13 protein-coding genes are annotated in these 16,398 nt (G+C 74.4%); 6 read left to right on the forward strand and 7 right to left on the reverse strand.

From position 1 onward, the window contains the following. Positions 1-259: 259 nt before the first annotated feature. From metG to IE308_RS24655, 5 genes are all read right to left on the reverse strand, one after another. Positions 260-1,978: a methionine--tRNA ligase gene (metG, locus tag IE308_RS24635; protein WP_190219592.1), complete on the reverse strand. Its 1,719-nt coding sequence runs from the start codon at positions 1,976-1,978 to the stop codon at positions 260-262. Positions 1,979-2,104: 126 nt separating this feature from the next. After that, on the reverse strand, positions 2,105-3,742 hold the full coding sequence (locus tag IE308_RS24640; protein WP_190219593.1) for a VWA domain-containing protein: 1,638 nt from the start codon (positions 3,740-3,742) through the stop codon (positions 2,105-2,107). Between the two features lie 282 nt (positions 3,743-4,024). Continuing rightward, positions 4,025-5,032 carry an endonuclease/exonuclease/phosphatase family protein gene (locus tag IE308_RS24645; protein WP_190219594.1) on the reverse strand — a complete coding sequence of 336 codons (1,008 nt, stop codon included), beginning with the start codon at positions 5,030-5,032 and terminating at the stop codon, positions 4,025-4,027. 78 nt (positions 5,033-5,110) lie between these two features. Next, positions 5,111-6,034, reverse strand: coding sequence for a sugar nucleotide-binding protein (locus IE308_RS24650; RefSeq protein WP_190219595.1), 924 nt, complete (start codon positions 6,032-6,034; stop codon positions 5,111-5,113). A gap of 34 nt (positions 6,035-6,068) precedes the next feature. Further along, positions 6,069-6,857, reverse strand: coding sequence for an alpha/beta fold hydrolase (locus IE308_RS24655; protein ID WP_190219596.1), 789 nt, complete (start codon positions 6,855-6,857; stop codon positions 6,069-6,071). A gap of 97 nt (positions 6,858-6,954) precedes the next feature. Here IE308_RS24655 and IE308_RS24660 point away from each other — a divergent pair, with 97 nt between their 5' ends. Then, positions 6,955-8,286, forward strand: a complete 1,332-nt coding sequence (locus tag IE308_RS24660) for an aminotransferase-like domain-containing protein (RefSeq protein ID WP_190219597.1) — start codon at positions 6,955-6,957, stop codon at positions 8,284-8,286. On the opposite strand, the gene IE308_RS24665 is transcribed toward IE308_RS24660, so the two are convergent. After that, entirely contained in the window at positions 8,192-9,109 is a 918-nt protein-coding gene (locus tag IE308_RS24665; protein ID WP_190219598.1) for a hypothetical protein, read from the reverse strand. The genes IE308_RS24660 and IE308_RS24665 overlap by 95 nt on opposite strands. Positions 9,110-9,330: 221 nt before the next feature. Here IE308_RS24665 and IE308_RS24670 point away from each other — a divergent pair, with 221 nt between their 5' ends. Beyond that, positions 9,331-9,843, forward strand: a complete 513-nt coding sequence (locus IE308_RS24670; RefSeq protein ID WP_190219599.1) for an SH3 domain-containing protein — start codon at positions 9,331-9,333, stop codon at positions 9,841-9,843. A gap of 117 nt (positions 9,844-9,960) precedes the next feature. Here IE308_RS24670 and IE308_RS24675 read toward each other — a convergent pair whose 3' ends face one another. Then, positions 9,961-10,473 (reverse strand): hypothetical protein, encoded by a 513-nt coding sequence (locus IE308_RS24675; protein ID WP_373314579.1) that lies wholly within the window; start codon positions 10,471-10,473, stop codon positions 9,961-9,963. 236 nt (positions 10,474-10,709) lie between these two features. Between IE308_RS24675 and IE308_RS24680 the strand changes: the two genes are divergently transcribed. The 4 genes from IE308_RS24680 to IE308_RS24695 all read left to right on the forward strand — a co-directional run bounded on the left by IE308_RS24680 (position 10,710) and on the right by IE308_RS24695 (position 16,363). Beyond that, positions 10,710-11,888, forward strand: a complete 1,179-nt coding sequence (locus IE308_RS24680; protein ID WP_373314596.1) for a PP2C family protein-serine/threonine phosphatase — start codon at positions 10,710-10,712, stop codon at positions 11,886-11,888. 128 nt (positions 11,889-12,016) lie between these two features. After that, positions 12,017-12,322: an effector-associated constant component EACC1 gene (locus IE308_RS24685; protein WP_229909031.1), complete on the forward strand. Its 306-nt coding sequence runs from the start codon at positions 12,017-12,019 to the stop codon at positions 12,320-12,322. Positions 12,323-12,326: 4 nt separating this feature from the next. Then, positions 12,327-14,963 (forward strand): caspase family protein, encoded by a 2,637-nt coding sequence (locus IE308_RS24690; protein WP_190219600.1) that lies wholly within the window; start codon positions 12,327-12,329, stop codon positions 14,961-14,963. Positions 14,964-14,980: 17 nt separating this feature from the next. Beyond that, positions 14,981-16,363: an extracellular solute-binding protein gene (locus IE308_RS24695; protein WP_229909032.1), complete on the forward strand. Its 1,383-nt coding sequence runs from the start codon at positions 14,981-14,983 to the stop codon at positions 16,361-16,363. The last annotated feature ends 35 nt before the right edge of the window (positions 16,364-16,398 follow it).

Raw genomic sequence — 16,398 nt, forward strand, 5'->3', positions numbered from 1 at the left:
GCGGACCGGAGACCGGGCGGTCAGGTCGCGGTTGCTGTCACGCTGCCCTGAGGGCGCCGGAGCAGGTAGCCGGGTACCGTGCCGAGGCTCTCGTCGTCGGCTGCGCTGACGAGTGCTGGTCCAGCAACACAGGCAACGTCGGTCGTCCCCGGGCCGGTTTCGCCGATGCCCGCGACGAGGGCCGTAGTTCCCACCGGGCATGGAACCGCCCCCGGCTGCGGGTGTGCAGGCCGGGGGCGGCTGATGCTCAGGGGGCGGATTACGCGGCCGGTTCGCCGCCGAAGCGCTCCTTGTAGGCCGCCAGGTCGTCGTCCGTCAGCTTGGCGAAGAGGACCGGGGGGACCGTGAAGGGGGTGCCGGCGGGGACGGCGGTGAGGGCGCGGGCCTCGTCCGGGGTCACCCAGGTCGCCGTGTCGGCGGGGAGGGCGAAGGCCTCGCGCATCGCCTTCGCGGTCGCCGGGATGAACGGTTCCGAGACCACCGCGTACAGGTGGATCAGGTTCATCGCCGTGCGCAGGGTCAGCGCCGCGCCGTCCTTGTTGGTCTTGATCTCCAGCCAGGGGGCCTTCTCCTCCAGGTAGGAGTTGCCGGCCGACCACAGGGCGCGCAGGGCCGCGGCCGCCTTGCGGAACTGGAGGGCCTCCATCTGGGCCTCGTACTCCGCGAGGAGCTCCGCGATCTGCTCGCCGAGCCTGGTCTCCGCCTCGCCGGGCTCGCCGCCCGCCGGGATCTCCTCGCCGAAGCGCTTCTTGGAGAAGGACAGCACGCGGTTGACGAAGTTGCCGAGCGTGTCGGCGAGGTCCTTGTTGACCGTCGCCGTGAAGTGCTCCCACGTGAAGGACGAGTCGTCCGACTCGGGGGCGTTGGCGATGAGGAAGTAGCGCCAGTAGTCCGCCGGGAGGATCTCCAGGGCCTGGTCGGTGAAGACGCCGCGCTTCTGCGAGGTGGAGAACTTGCCGCCGTAGTACGTCAGCCAGTTGAAGGCCTTGACGTAGTCGACCTTCTTCCACGGCTCGCGGACGCCGAGCTCCGTGGCCGGGAACATCACCGTGTGGAACGGGACGTTGTCCTTCGCCATGAACTCCGTGTAGCGGACCTTGTCGTCCGCCTCGTACCACCAGGACTTCCAGTCGCGGTTCTCCGGGTCCTTGTCCGCCCACTCCTTCGTCGCGCCGATGTACTCGATCGGCGCGTCGAACCACACGTAGAAGACCTTGCCCTCGGCCGCCAGCTCCGGCCAGGTGTCCGCCGGGACCGGGACGCCCCAGTCCAGGTCGCGCGTGATCGCGCGGTCGTGCAGGCCCTCGTTCAGCCACTTGCGGGCGATGGAGGAGGCGAGCTGCGGCCAGTCCGCCTCGTGGCGGGCGACCCACTCCTCGACCTCGTGCTGGAGCTTGGACTGGAGGAGGAAGAGGTGCTTGGTCTCCCGGACCTCCAGGTCGGTGCTGCCGGAGATCGCCGAGCGCGGGTTGATCAGGTCCGTCGGGTCCAGGACGCGGGTGCAGTTCTCGCACTGGTCGCCGCGGGCCTTGTCGTAGCCGCAGTGCGGGCAGGTGCCCTCCACGTAGCGGTCCGGGAGGAAGCGGCCGTCGGCCGGGCTGTACACCTGGCGGATCGCCCGCTCCTCGATGAAGCCGTTCTCGTTCAGCTTGCGGGCGAAGTGCTGGGTGATCTCTACGTTCTGCGGGCTGGAGCTGCGACCGAAGTAGTCGAACGCAAGTGCGAAGCCGTCGTAGACCGCCTTCTGGGCGTCGTGCGCCTGCGCGCAGAACTCGGCGACGGACAGGCCCGCCTCCTTGGCGGCCAGTTCCGCCGGGGTGCCGTGCTCGTCCGTCGCGCAGATGTACAGGACCTCGTGGCCGCGCTGGCGCAGGTACCGGGAGTACACGTCCGCCGGGAGCATGGACCCCACCATGTTGCCCAGGTGCTTGATCCCGTTGATGTACGGAAGGGCGCTGGTGATGAGGTGTCGAGCCATGGTTTGGCTGCTCCCGGGTCGGTTGTTTTGCGAACCTTGAAATCGTAGCCGAGGTGGGTGGGCCGCCCGCGATGCGTTTCGGGGGGTGGGAAACGCGGGCCGCGGGCAGCGGGCGGCTTCGGGTCCTTACGGGCGCCAGGCGGCGAGGACGCCCTCGTACAGCTCCTTGTCCGTGAGCTCGCGGGGGGTCGGGCCCGCGTGGAAGAACGACGTGTTGTCCGTCTTCAGCTTGCGGAGGTAGTCGAACGCCTTGTTGTCGTGCTCGCCGAAGGCGACGAAGGAGAAGAAGACGGTGGGGTGGTTCGCCGCGGCGTCCGTGAGGGACTGGGTGGCGGGGGTCTTCGCGTCGGGGGCGCCGTCCGTCTGGAAGATCACCAGGGCGGGGGACGTGGGGTCGGCCGACTTCTGGTGCTGGGCGATCACTTCCTGTACGGCCACGTGGTAGCTGGTACGGCCCATGCGGCCGAGGCCCGCGTGCAGCTCGTCGATCTTGTTCTCGTGGTCGGTGAGGGTCAGCTCGCCGGTGCCGTCCAGCTCCGTGGAGAAGAAGGTGACGTGGACCGTGGCCTCGGGGTCGAGGTGCGCGGCGAGGGCGAGGGTCTGCTCGGCGAGTGCCTGCGCGGAGCCGTCCTTGTAGTACGGGCGCATGCTCGCGGAGCGGTCGAGGACGAGGTAGACCTTGGCTCGGGTGCCGGTGAGGTCGTTCTTCTTGAGGGCGGCGCCGGCTGCCTTGTAGGCGGTGGTGAGGGAGGGGGCGCGGGTCTTGAGGCGGGTGAGGGGCAGGGCGGGGGTCTGGGGCGCCTCGGCTTCGCCTTCGGCGGGATCGTTCCCACCCGCACCACCCGTGCGGGATTCGTTGTCCGGTGCGGGTGGCCCCTGTGGGGCGTCCTCGCCGTCGGCGGCTGCGGGCTCGTGGGCCTCGGGGGCGGCTTCGGATTCCGGCTTGGACGTGGGCTGCGACTCCACTACCGCCTCCGCCTCCGGCTCAGGCTCCGTCACCGCTTCCGGCTCCGGTTCCGGTTCCGAGGCTGCCAGGGGCTGGGGCTCCGGCTCCGGCACCAGGTCCGGCTCCGCCTGCTGCTCGGGCTCTGCCGCAGCATCCGGCTCCGGCTCCGCCTGCTGCTCCGGCTCCGGGTCGGACACCGGCTCTGCCGCAGCTTCGGGCTCCGATGCGGGCTCGGATGCTGCCTCAGGCTCCGGCTGCGGGGCGGTTTCCGCCTCCGGTGCGGCCACCGTCTCCGGCTCGGGGTCCGCCACCGTCTCTGGCTCGGGGTCCGCCGCCGTCTCCGGCTCGGACTCCGCCACTGCCACCGGCTCGGGGTCCGCCGCCGCCTCCGCCTCGGGGGCCGTCGCAGCCTCCGGCTCGGGCTCTGCCTGCTGCTCCGGCTCCTGTGCGGTCGCCGCTTCCCGATCCGGGGCCGTCGGCGTCGGTTCCTGGGCCTCCGTCGGCGATGCCTGCTTCGGGACCGTGATGTTGTCGAAGGCCGCTGCCACCAGCTCGTGGGCCTCGTCGCGCGGGGTCGGGACCTCCGCCGCGGGGGAGGTGGTCACGGTCCGTGTCGGCTCCGGCTCCTTCGGGAGGGTCGGCTCCGGCTCCGGCTCCGGCTTCGTCGCCGTGGCCGGTTCCGGTGTCGGCTCCGGGGACGGGGTCGGGAGGGTCGGCTCCGGTGCCTGCGTGGGCGTCGGAGCCGCACTCTCTGCTTCGGCCGTTTGTCCCTTGCGTGACCGGCCGAACGCGTTCCGCAGGAGAGTGAGAATGCCCATGTGCGCAACCCTTCGCGTGAGTTGTAGCCCGTCAAACCCTGGCCAGGACGGACACGTAAGGTTAGCGGTCCGAGGTCTTGATCTTCGGTAGGGGTGAGTGGCGGGACGTCCTGACTGTCAACACCCTTGCGGAGCCTATTGGTTCACTCCATTCACTCCCCCTTCGGATGTGCGCCGCCCTTTCGCCGCACATGTGTGCCCCTCGCGTCGCGCTGACATCACGAGTCAGGTCAAAGGGGCGCAAGAGGAGTGCAAAGGTGCGAAGCGAACGCTGCTGCGGTGTCAGCGACGGGCGTGCAGGGTCACGTCCGCCAGCAGGGCGCGGTGGTCGGTGTCCGGGAGGTCCAGGAAGCGCGTCGCTGTCACGGAGAAGTCCCGGGACAGCAGGACGTGGTCGATCTGGGCGCCGATCAGGGGGGTCGTGCGGGTCGGCCAGCTCGGGGTGCGGGGCTCGTCGGTGAGGCGGGCGGCGTCCTGGAGGCCCGTGTCGAGGAGGCGGCGGAAGGCGGCGTGGTCCTGGGAGGCGTTGAAGTCGCCGGCCAGGACGGTGGGGGTGGTGCGGTCGGCGGCGGCGAAGTCGCGCAGGGCGCCCAGCTCGCGGCGCCACAGGCCGAGCTGGTGGGGCAGCGGGGGCATGGGGTGGGCGAGCTGGAGCCGTACCCGGTGGCCGCGGACGTCGGCGACGGCGCCGGGCATGCCCATGGTGCCGGGGACGCCCGCGGTGGCCGTCAGGGGGAAGCGGCTGAGCAGCACGGAGCCGGCCGAGCCGGGGGACTCGACGGCCTGCCGGTGCGGGTAGGCGGCGGTCAGCTCGCGCCGCAGGACCGGGTCGCAGCGGGCGCTGTCGCACTCCTCGACGAAGACGACGTCCGGCCGCTCCCGGCGTACGGCGGCGACGAGGGCGTCGGTGGCGCGGCCGAACTCGACGTTGGCGGTGAGGACGCGGAAGGAGGCGACGGGGGCGCCGGACGGGTCGTGGGCCCGGCCGTACGGCTCGATGAACCAGGCCAGGAGGCCCAGGAGGACCACGCCCCAGACCAGGCCGGTCCAGAACCGGGCCAGCAGGGCGAGGAACAGGGCGGCGGCGGTGGGGGCGAGCAGCCAGGGGAGGAAGGCGAGGAGCTGGGGGACGGGGGTGATGCCGTCGGTGTCGGCCGTACGGCACCCGACGACCACACTCACCCCGGCCAGCAGCAGCCCGGCGCACCAGTCCGCGACCCGCCTTCCCGCCCGACGCCGGCCGGGCCGGGCGTTGCCGGCGGTCGTGACCTCGGCAGCCGCAGTGTCCACGCGCCCTCCCCCGGTTCCTGTAAGGCGCCGGGTCCGCGGCCGGTGCCCACAACTCCAGGATGCAGGGTTCGTGGGCTTTCAGGGGGCAGTGAGACGGGGCGCCGTCGTCAGGAACTCCCGCGCCCCCCGCAACCGCGTCCCCAGCCGGCTCTGTGTGGCGGTGCTGTTCAGGCGGAGGGTGAGCGGGCCGGGGCGGGGGCTGTCGGCGTGGTGGCCCGGGAGTAGGCGGGTGGGGTCCAGGCCGTCGCGGTGGGCGATGAGGACGCCGAGTTCGTGGCGGGTGACGGCGTCGGGGCCGGCCAGGTGGTGGATGCCGGTCGCCCGGGAGTCCGCCAGTTCCAGGAGCGCGGCGGCGAGGTCCGTGACGTGCACCGGGCAGCGGACGACGTCCGTGAAGAGGACGCCCGTGCGGCGGCCGGTGGCCAGGTCGTGGACGTGCCGTTCGTGCACGGAACCGCCGTCGCCGATGATGAGGGAGGTGCGGGCGATCACCGAGTCCGGGACGAGCAGGCGTACGGCTGTCTCGGCCGCTGCCTTCGCGGCGCCGTACGGGGTGATCGGGTCCGGCAGGCATCTCTCGTCGTAGTCGGGGCGGTCGCCGGAGAAGACCGCGTCGGTGGAGACGTGCAGCAGTCGGCAGCCGTGCCGTGCGGCGGCCGCCGCCACGCGGATCGCGCCGTCGGCGGTGACGGCCCAGTCGGCGTGGCCGCTGGAGGCGTTGACGACGGTGCAGGGGGCGAGGTCCGCGATCAGCCGGTCGACCGCGTCGACCCCGCCCACCCCGTCGACCCCGCCCACCCGGTCGACTCCGCCCACCCCGTCGACCCCGTAGGGCTGTCCGGCCTCGCGCAGATCCAGGCGGTACCAGCGGTCGGCCGGGGCGTCGCCGGGCCGGGTCGCGTACGTGGCGACGACCTCCCGGCCCTCCCGTTCCGCCGCCACCGCCTGCCGGATCAGCTCGCCGCCCAGGAAACCGCTGCCGCCGATGATCAGCAATTTCATGACGGCCACCGTACGACGGCCCCCGGGCCCCGGCTCAGGCCGGCCGGGCGTCCACCGCCCTCAGGAACGCCCCCAGCGCCGCGTTGAACTCCGCCGGTCGTTCCAGGTTCGGCATGTGGGCCGCGTGGTCGATCACGTGCAGGGTGGAGTCGGGGAGCAGGGCGTGCATCGCCTCCGCGTCCGCCACCGGCGTGTACTCGTCGTCCGTGCCGACCACCACCAGGGCCGGGATCGTGACCCGGGACAGTACGGGCCGGTAGTCGGGGCGTTCGGCGCGGCCGCGCAGGGCCGCGGCGGCGCCCTCGGGAGGGGTGGCCGTCATCATGCGGTGGACGTGGGCCTTGACCTCGGGTGCCGCGTACGGCGCGACCATCTTCTCCAGCACCTCGTCGGCGTAGCCGCGCATCCCCTCCCGCAGCAGGCGGTCGGCCATCGTGTTGCGCCACGCCCTGCCCTCGTCCGTCTCCGGCGTGGGGAAGGTGTCGGCGAGGACCAGGCCGCGCACCCGGTCGCCGAAGCGGTCGTAGCACTCCATCGCGATCTGGCCGCCCATCGACAGGCCCGCCAGGACGAACGTGTCCACCTTCAGCTCGTCCAGCAGCGCCTCGATGTCCGCCGCGAAGTCGGCGAGCGGGGTGATGCCGGGGACGACCGGGGAGGCGCCGTAGCCGCGCAGGTCGGGGGCGACGACCCGGCGTTCGCGGGAGAACTCCTCCAGCTGCGGGGTCCACATCGTGCGGTCGAAGGGGTGGCCGTGGACGAGGACGAGAGGGGTCGCGGAGGTATCGACGCCTTTGTCCTCGTATGCGAGGAAGGGGCTCATGGAAGCGACCCTAGGCGGGCCCAACTCCTCGGAGCAATAAGATCTTTGCGCTCGGTGCAATCCGGTTCGCGGACGGCAGGAGCGGCCAGGGGGACTCGTGGACGACTACCGGCGGATCGCCGACCGGATCGCCGCCGACATCGACGCGGGACGGCTGCGGCCCGGCCAGCAGCTGCCCCCGCAGCGGCGGTTCGCCCGCCGGCACGGCATCGCCGCGTCCACCGCCGGGCGGGTGTACGGCGAACTCGTGCGGCGCGGGCTGGTGGTGGGCGAGGTCGGACGCGGGACGTTCGTGCGCGCCGCGCCGCCGCCCGACGGTGCCCTCGCGCTGGTCGAGCGGGCCGGGCCCGCCCCGGTGAACCTCCAGCTCAACTACCCTTCCGCGCCCGGGCAGCCGGAGCTGCTGGCCGCCGCGCTCGCCCCGCTCACCCGGCCCGACGCGCTCGCCGACGCGCTGCGCCCGGCCGCCGCCACCGGCACCGCCGCGGCCCGCGAGGCCGCCGCCGCGCTGCTCGCCGCCGGCGGCTGGCGGCCCGACCCGGGGCAGGTGCTGTTCGCCGGGAACGCCCGGCAGGCCGTCGCCGCCACGCTCGCCTCGCTGGTCCGGCCGGGCGGCCGGGTCGGCGTGGAGGAGCTGACGTATCCGCTGGTCAAGGAGATCGCCGCGCGGATCGGGATCACCCTGGTGCCGCTGCCGGCCGATGCGGGCGGCCTGCGCCCGGAGACCGTCGCGGCGGCCCACCGCGGCGCGCCGCTGTCCGCGCTGTACGTCCAGCCGACGCTGCACAACCCGACCTCGGTGACGGCGACGGCCGAGCGGTGCGCGCGGATCGCCGCCGTGGCCGACGAGTTGGGGATCGCCGTCGTCGAGGACCGCATCTGGTCGTTCCTGCGGTCCACCGAGCCGCTCGCCGTGCACGCCCCGCACCTCACCCATGTCGTCGACGGGCTGTCCAAGCGGGTCGCGCCGGGGCTGACCGTCGGCTTCCTCGTCGTACCGCCGGAGCGGGTCGCGGCCGTCGCCGCAGCGCTGCGGTCGGGCGGCTGGTCGGCGGGCCGGTTCGCGCTGGAGGCGGCCGTGCGGTGGATCGGGGACGGGACCGTGGCGCGGCTCGTCGAGGCCAAGCGGGCGGACGCGGCGCGGCGGCAGCGGATCGTGCGCGAGGAGCTGGCCGGGTTCGCCGTACGGGCCGACCCGGGCGCCTACTTCGCGTGGTGGGAGCTGCCCGCGCCGTGGCGGGCGGACACCTTCGCCGCGGCCGCCGCCGCGCACGGCATCGCCGTCACGCCGGGCACCGCCTTCGCGGTCGACCCGCGCCGCACGCCGGACGCGGTCAGGCTCGGGCTCGCGAACGCGGCGGAGCCGGATCTGGCGCGGGCGCTGCGGACTCTGGCGCGGGTAGCGGCGGGCGGCCCCGGCGGGCCGTGAGACGGGTGGCGAGGGTGACGGTCAGGGCGACGGCCAGGCCGGCCGCCAGCAGCAGCCAGGCCGTGGTGCGCAGGGTCGCGGTGAGGGCGTCGTAGACCGCGCCCGCGGCCGGTTCGGAGACCTCGGCGGGCAGGTCGCCCAGGGTGAGCCGCCGTCCGACGGCGACCGCGAGGCCCAGCAGCGCGCCGCCGAGCGCCGTGCCGAGGGCGGTCGCGGTGACCGCGCGGCGGCGGCAGGCGGCGACCGCGATCCCGGCGGCGGCGAGGACGAGCGAGCTGACGGGCAGCCAGAAACCGGCGACTTCGAGCACGTCGTACCCCTTGCGCAGGCGGGCCAGTTCGCCGGGCGGCAGCAGCGCGACCTCGGTGTGCCGCACCGGGATGCGGTGGGCGAACGGCACGTTGTCGGCGGCCAGTTGCTCCTTGAGGCCGGCGGTGACGGGGCCCAGGTCGATGGTGACCGGCTGGCCGTCGCCCTCGCGCAGGGAGCGCAGGACGGCGTCGTGGGCGGCCCGGTTGGCGGTGTCCCAGGTGGTGCGGAAGGCGTCGGTGCGGGTGAAGGAGCGCACCGCGTCGTGCACGAACGGGCCGAGCGCGCCGTGCGCCGGGCCCGCGTCGACGTGCCGCAGGATGCCGGAGCCGACGGTGTCGGCGATCTGTCCCTGCACGGCCGGGTCGGAGGCGAGGGGGCCCATCGTGGTGACGTAACGCCCGGTGTCCGCGAGGCCGTACGCCACCCAGGCCGCGAGTGCGCCGAACGGCACGAGCAGGCAGGACAGGGCGATGAGGACGGCCGAGGCGGCGGTCCGCAGGCGTCGGGACACGCCTCCAGGCAACGGCGCGGGGGGTCGGGGCGCGAGCGGGCGGGGCCGTTCGGGTGGTCTCGGCGGGGAAAGAGGGGGAGGAATAGGGGGAGGAATATGCCAATTGCATAGGTCATCCCTCGGTCCGGCGCTCCCACCCGCTCCCACCTGCCCCTTCCGCTCTCCGGTGGAGGGTTCACCCGAACGGGTGTTTCCTGGTGCTGGGGAGAAGGAGGCCGATCATGCGCACCACTCCGGCCCTGCGGATCCTGGCCGCGGCCCTGCTCACCGGTGGCACCCTCGCCGTCTCGGCGGCGGGCACCACAGCGGCGGCAGCCCCGCCGACCTTCGCCGAAGGACACGAAGGACACGGTGGCGGACACGGCTCCGGTCCCGTATGGGGCACCATCGTCTCCCGCACGGACCTCAACGTGCGGCAGCAACCCACCACCCACTCGCCCGTCGCCGGCTCGCTCGCCCCGGGCAGCCAGGACCGCGTCGAGTGCAAGGTCCGCGGACAGAGCGTCAACGGAAACCCGTACTGGTACTGGCTCGCCGGCGCCCAGGCATGGGCCAGCGCCGCCTTCGTCGACACGGGCGGGGCGCGGGTGCCGACCTGCGCCGACCCGTGCCCGCAGTGGAAGGACGGCTGGCGCAACGCCGACTGGTCCGACCCCGAGTGGAACGAACCCTGGGCCGTCACGGCCACCGTGTCCGTCACCGTCAGCGGTTCCTGGAGCTGGACGGTGTCCTGAGACCTCGTCGGTCGGCCGGGGCGGACGGTCCCCGGACGTACCGGTGAGTGGAGGGATGAGGGAAAACGTGGGCCCCGGTGCACGAACACCGGGGCCCACGCCGTGTCCCCGTGGGGGTCAGCGGATGCGGTTCCCTTCCGCGTCCTCCCGCGTGTAGTAGCGGTAGAAGAACACGACGAAGATCGCCGCGCCGACCACCGCGCCCATGGCGATGGACCGCAGGACGGGTGCGCCGCTCTGGCTGTAGAGGAAGCCGACGGCCGCGCCGGCGAACGCCGACTTCACGGCCGAGTGCAACTCGCGCTGGAGCTTGGGCGCCCACAGCGCCACGGCGATGCACAGCACGATGAAGACGACCGCGGTGACGAACCCGAACAGCAGGTTCCAGCCGGTGATGGGGCCGCCTCCGCGCCGGTTGGCCGCCGCCCAGTAGCCGTAGACCAGGCCGAGGACGACCGGGACGCCGAACCGGGCCATCGTGTGCACGCGCTCGCTGAAGACGTCGGGCATACGTGTGGTGCCCGGCCGCTTGCCGGTCTTCGGCCGCCCGATGCGCAGCGGGCCGTCGGGACGCCCGGCGGACGGACCGTAGGGACTGCCGGCGCCGGGCGCCGGTGCCGCATGAGCCATGAGAGCACTCCTCTCTCTCCTCGCCCCCGCCTACCAGAGCACACCTGGCGCGGACGGCTGGCAAGTCGGTGAGTGCCCTGGACGCCGTGGGTGAATCGGGGGCCCTGCCGCCCACCCGCTCGGCGCCCCGGGTTCATCCGCCCCCGCCCGCTGATGCGAACCCGCAAGCGGCGTGTTTCGCTGGGCGCGTGGGAAGCGGTGCCGGACGGGCGGGCGGTGGAGACCGGCCCGCGGTGGTGGCAGGAGGCGGGCGGCAGCGGCTGCTCGACCGGTACCCGTACGCCGGGCGCCGGGACGTCGTGCGCCGGCACGAGCTGCTGCGCGTCCGGGGCCGCAGCGTGGCCTGGGTGCCACCGCTGCTGCTGCTCGCCGCGATCGCGGTGGCCGACATCAACACCCCGCCGTCGTTCCGGATCGTCTCCTGGATCGTGCTGGTGCCCGGCATCGCCGCCGCGATCTGCGGGGTGTGGGGCACCGCCGTCTTCGCGGTGCTCGCGCTCGTCACCTACGTCGGCGTGGACAGCGGCTGGGGCGAGGGCGACCACGCCGGGCTCAGCGACTTCGTCCTCGTCGCCATCGGCGGCGCCCTCGCCACGCTTGCCTGCGTGGTCCGGGTCCGCGAGGAGCGGCGGATGCTGCACATGACGCACATCGCCGAGACCACCCGCCGCACCGTCCTGCGCCCGCTGCCGCCCGGCTGGGGCGGCCTCGACCACGCCGCCGTGTACCTCGCCGCGGACAGCGACGCGCGCGTCGGCGGCGACTTCTACGACATCCAGCCCGGCCCGCACGGCACCCGCGTCCTCCTCGGCGACGTGCAGGGCAAGGGCCTGGGCGCGGTGGAGGCGGCGGCCGCGCTGCTCGGCACGTTCCGCGAGGCCGGCTACCACGAGCCGGACCTGGCGACGGTCGCCGCCCGTCTGGAGACCCGGATGGTCCGCCACCGCGGCCACCTCGCCGCGCTCGGCCGGGAGGAGGACAGCGACCGCTTCGCCACCGCCGTGCTGGTCGGCTTCCCCGCGGACGAGCCCGGCGTGGTCGAGATCGCCGGCTTCGGCCACGAGCCGCCCCTGGTGGTCGGCCCGCGCACGGTACGGCCCCTGCCGCCCGGCGACGGGCTGCCGCTGGGCCTCGGCGACCTCACCGGCGGCACCCTGCCCGCCGTGCGCCGGGTGCCGCTCGCCCCCGACGAGACGCTGCTGCTGGTCACCGACGGCGTCACCGAGGCCCGCGACGGCGAGCGCGTCTTCTACCCGCTCGCCGACGAGGTGGCCCGCGCCGTCGCCGCCGACCCGCGCGCCGCCGACCCCCGCCGCCTGGTCGCCCTCGTCCGTGACGGCACCCTGCGCCACTGCGGGGGCCGTCTCGGCGACGACACCACGGTGTTCGCGGTCCGCCGCGCCGCCCGGCGCTGACCGCGCGCCCGCTCGCGCCGGGCGCGTCCGAGGTCTCCCTTCACGCCGGGGGCGGTGCCATGATGTGGACCATGGCGGAGGGGGATGCAGTGGCCGGCTTAGGCGTACGGGTCCGGTTGGACGGGAACGTGAGCGGCAGCGACGTCGGTGCCCTGAAGAAGTGGCTGGAGCAGGAGCAGCCGCTGGCGGAGCTGATCCGCGAGCACCGGGTGAGCGTCGAGGAACGGCACCGCACCGACGGGCCCGCCGGGCACATGGGGCTCGGCACGGAGATCCTGCTGGTCATCGTCGAGACGGGGACCACGGTGACCGTCGCGTCGCTGACCCAGCACGTCGAACGGGCGGTGCGGGCCTGGCTGGCCAACCGCCGCCGGGTGGAGAGCGGGGAGCCGCCCCGCCCGCAGATCACCGATCTGGACTCCGACGAGAGCTAGCCCGGTGAGCGGCTACGACCCGAGCGGCGGAACCAACCGGGCGCTGCTGGTCGGCGTGTCCGAGTACGACCATGTCCGGCCGGCCGACCGGGAGGGCGTGCCCGGCCAGTTGCCGGGCGTCCTGCACAACCGCAGACAGCTGCGGGACGCGCTGCGGCGGACCGGGCTGTTCGACACGGGCCGGATCGAGGTGTGCCCGTCGCCGCCGCACGACGCCTTCAACGAGGCGCTGCGGCACGCCGCCCGGGAGACCAGCGGGCTGCTGCTGTTCTACTTCGCCGGGCACGGCATCGTGCCCAAGGCGGGCGACGAGCTGTTCCTGCAGATGAGCAACGCGCGGGTGGTCGCGGGCGAGCAGGACGCCTTCCCGAACGCGGTGCCTTTCACCGAGGTGCTGGCCCAGCTGATCGGCAGCCGCGCCGAGCGGGTCGTGGTCGTCCTGGACTGCTGCTATGCGGGCAACGCGGCGGCCATCTGGCACCGCTTCGACCACGTCAAACGGCAGAAGACGCTGCTGCTGATGAGCGTCCAGGCCAACCGCCTCACCGACGCCGGCGACGGCGGCAGAGCGACCCCGTTCACCCACGAACTCGTCCAACTCCTCGACGACGGCAGCGGCGAGGAGTTGTGGCTTTCCGGGCTGTACACGCGACTCAAGGAGCGGATGGCGGCGGCCGGCTACCGCACCGCGCTCGACGACCCGCAGAACCCGCAGGGCGTGTGGGAGCCGGGGGAGGACGTGCTGGTACGGCCGGGCGAGGAACCGGCGCCGGAGCCCGTCCCCGTACCCGTCCCGACGCCCACCCCCGTACCCACCCCGACACCCCTTCCCCCGAAGCCCCCGCCCCCGAAGCCCCCGCGCACCCCCTTCTGGTCCGCCCTCCTGCGCCGCCTGCTCACCCCGGCCCGCCGTGTCGCCGCCCGGCTGCGCGGCCTGCGCCCCCGTGCCCTGCTGCTGCTCGTGCTGGCCGTGCTGGTCGCCGGGTTCGGCGGGTACGGCGTCAGCCGGGTCGTCGGCACCGTGGTCGGCGACGACCGGACCTGTCTGCCCGCGCTGGAGCTGCGGGTGCTCACCGACCCGGAGCTGGAGCCGACGGTCCGGGCGGCGGCGGACGCGTACCTGACGTCGGACGCCAACACCGACCACGGCTGCCGCCGCACCGGCATCACCGTCTACAGCGCGGGGGCCGCCGACGCGGTGACCGCGCTGCGTGAGCGGACCGACTCCTGGCAGGAGCCGCGCGACGAGGACGACGACCCGCAGCGGGACGTCGGCCCGCAGCCGGACGTGTGGATCCCGGCCACCGCCGCCGACGTCCCGAGGGTCGTCCTGGACCGGGACGTGCGGGCGTACGCCGACCTGGAACCGGCCTCCGAGCCGCTGGCGTACTCGCCGCTGGTGCTCGCCGTGCCGCAGGGCCTTTCGGCCGGTGCCGACGGGCGCACCGGCCGTCCGCTGGCGGAGCTGGTGGCCGCGCTGCGGCAGCGGCACCCGCAGGCCGAGGTGCGCCGCCCCGACCCGGAGTACACCGACACCGCGCTGCTCGCGACGATGGGCCTGTACGGCGAGGCGGGCGGGGCGCGCGCCGCCGAGCAGCGCCTCGCGCAGCCGGGCCCGCCCGCGCCGACCGCCGCCGAGCTGCTGTGCGCGCTGCCGCAGGACGAGGCGGTGGACGAGCGGACGGCGGCGCTGGTGCCGGAGTTCCTGCTGAAGAGCGGCGTCGGCTGTGCCCGGGCGGCGCGGGCGCCGCGCGTGGCGGAGTACCCGGCGGACGTGCCCGCGCTGGAGCCGGCGTTCGTGCGGGTGCGCTGGCGGGACGGTGACCGGGACGCCGCCGCGCGGGACGACGCGGTGCGGTACTTCCAGGACTGGCTGTACGCCGCGGAGGGCGGGCAGAAGGTGCTCGGCGCGGCGGGCTTCCGCTCGGCGCGCGCCGGGCATCCCCTGCTGGACGCGAAGCCCGGCACCGGTGTCCTGCCGGCGCTGCCGGCGGGCCTGCGGGGCGCGGCGGAGCCGTCCGCGCTGACCGCGGCACTCGGCGCCTACCGCAGCGCGAACGGGCCCGGCCGGGTGCTGTTCCTGCTGGACAGCTCCGGCTCGATGGGCAGCCTGTGGAAGGGGGCGAGCGGCGGTCCGGGCCTGCTCAAGCAGTCCCTGGGCGGGCTCGGCGCGCAGGACGAGTACGGGGTGTGGGCGGTGTACGGCACCACCGGCAAGGGGTACGCGCCGCTGCTGCCGTTCGGCCGGCACAAGCGGGCCGACGCCGAGAAGGTGCTGGGCGACGGCGACCGCACGCGGGTGCACGACGCGGAGGCCGACCCGCACCGGGCGCTGCTCGCGGCGCTGGACGACATGGCGGGCCGGGGCACCGACGACGACCGGCCGCAGCTGATCGTGCTGCTCACCGACGACGAGGACGGCAACCGGCTGACCGGCGGCAACCTCACCGCCGTACTGGACCGGGCGCGCGCCGCGGGCGTGCCGGTGGCGGTGGCGTCGCTGGCGAGCGGCGGCTGCGACCGGGGCCGGGCGGACGCGCGGATCGCGGAGACGAGCGGCGGCCGCTGCCTGGACGCGGCCGACGACCTGGGCGCGGGGCTCCACGACGAGGTGGCCCGCACCGGGACGGGGGAGGAGTGACGGGACACGGGACAGCGGTGAGGACGTACGGCGGGGCGCGGTGGCTGCTCGTGCTTCTCCTGCTGCTGGTGACCGCCTGCACCGGCGGGCAGGGCGGCGGCCCCGGCGGCGGTCCGCCCTCGCCCTCGGAGACGTCCGGGGAGATCGTCGTGGCCAGCGGCCGGGACGTCACCGGCAAGAACGGCATCCGGCAGCAGCTCATCGACGCCTGGAACGCCCGGCAGGGCGTCTCCGGCTGGACCGCCCGCCTGGTGGAGCTGCCCGGCTCGGCCGACGAGCAGCGCAGCCAGCTGCTCGGCGCGCTCCAGTCGGGCAGCGCCCGCTACGACGTGGTGAACCTGGACGTGACGTGGGTGCCGGAGTTCGCCGAGGCCGGGCTGATCCGTCCGCTGGGCGAGGAGGCGGTGGCGGACCCCGGGGACGTGATCCCGTCCGTGGCGGGTACGGCGGACTGGCGCGGGGAGCGCTACTCGGTGCCGTTCAACAGCGACGTCGGGCTGCTGTACTACCGGCGTGACTACCTCGCCGCGGCCGGGGTGCGGCAGACGGACCTGAGCCGGGGCGTCGGCTGGGAGGAGCTGCACGAGCTGATCGACCAGGTGGACCGGCACCGGCCGAAGGGCTACGAGGCGGGCTGGACCACCCAGCTCGCCGGGTACGAGGGCCGGACGGTCAACGCGATCGAGGCGTTCGCGTCGGCGGTGCCCGGCCGGACGCTCACCGACGCCGACGGCCGCTACCGGGCGAGCGAGGACGATCTGCGGGCCGGGCTGACCGAGCTGTGGAGCCGTACCGCGGACGACACCCTGGAGGACGCGTTCACCTCGGACGAGGCGGCCACGCTCAGCGACTTCGCGGACGGCCGGACGGCGTTCCTGCGGCACTGGCCGTACGCCTACCGCACCCTGCACCAGACCTTCTCCGACCGGCAGCTCGGCGTGGCCCCGCTGCCCGGGGCGGCGGTGCTCGGCGGGCAGAACCTGGCGGTGACGTCGTCCTCGCCGCGGGCCCGCAAGGCGGCCGAGCTGATCCGTTTCCTCACCGACGCCGACAGCGAGCGCTGCCTGCTGGACGCCGGGTTCGCGGCGACCCGCGTCTCCGCCTACGACGACGACCACCGCAGGTGCACCCATGTCGCCACGGCGTCCGCGGCGCCGTCGGCGACCGGCGAGAGCACCGACCGCATGCCGCGCGACAAGGCAGGCCGACCCCGCTACGCCCGGGACATCCTGCTGCCGGCGCTCACCCACGCGGTACAGCGTCCGCGCACCCCGCTGTACGGCGCGTTCACCCAGACCTTCTCCACCGAGCTGGGCGCGCTGTTCACCCGGCGCACCCCGCCGGACCAGGCCCTGGTGCGGGACCTGGACGAGGCGCTGCGGGGTGCCCTGCCGGACTGAGGCGACGGGAGTGCCCTGCAGGACTGAGGGCGGCC

The sequence above is a fragment of the Streptomyces griseosporeus genome (assembly GCF_014656055.1).
GTDB lineage: Bacteria > Actinomycetota > Actinomycetes > Streptomycetales > Streptomycetaceae > Streptomyces > Streptomyces griseosporeus.

Bases quoted from the DNA above. Each gene is read 5' to 3' on its own strand.
- metG (WP_190219592.1), bottom strand. From the start codon at position 1,978: ATGGCTCGACACCTCATCACCAGCGCCCTTCCGTACATCAACGGGATC.
- IE308_RS24640 (WP_190219593.1), bottom strand. From the start codon at position 3,742: ATGGGCATTCTCACTCTCCTGCGGAACGCGTTCGGCCGGTCACGCAAG.
- IE308_RS24650 (WP_190219595.1), bottom strand. From the start codon at position 6,034: ATGAAATTGCTGATCATCGGCGGCAGCGGTTTCCTGGGCGGCGAGCTG.
- IE308_RS24655 (WP_190219596.1), bottom strand. From the start codon at position 6,857: ATGAGCCCCTTCCTCGCATACGAGGACAAAGGCGTCGATACCTCCGCG.
- IE308_RS24670 (WP_190219599.1), top strand. From the start codon at position 9,331: ATGCGCACCACTCCGGCCCTGCGGATCCTGGCCGCGGCCCTGCTCACC.
- IE308_RS24675 (WP_373314579.1), bottom strand. From the start codon at position 10,473: ATGGCTCATGCGGCACCGGCGCCCGGCGCCGGCAGTCCCTACGGTCCG.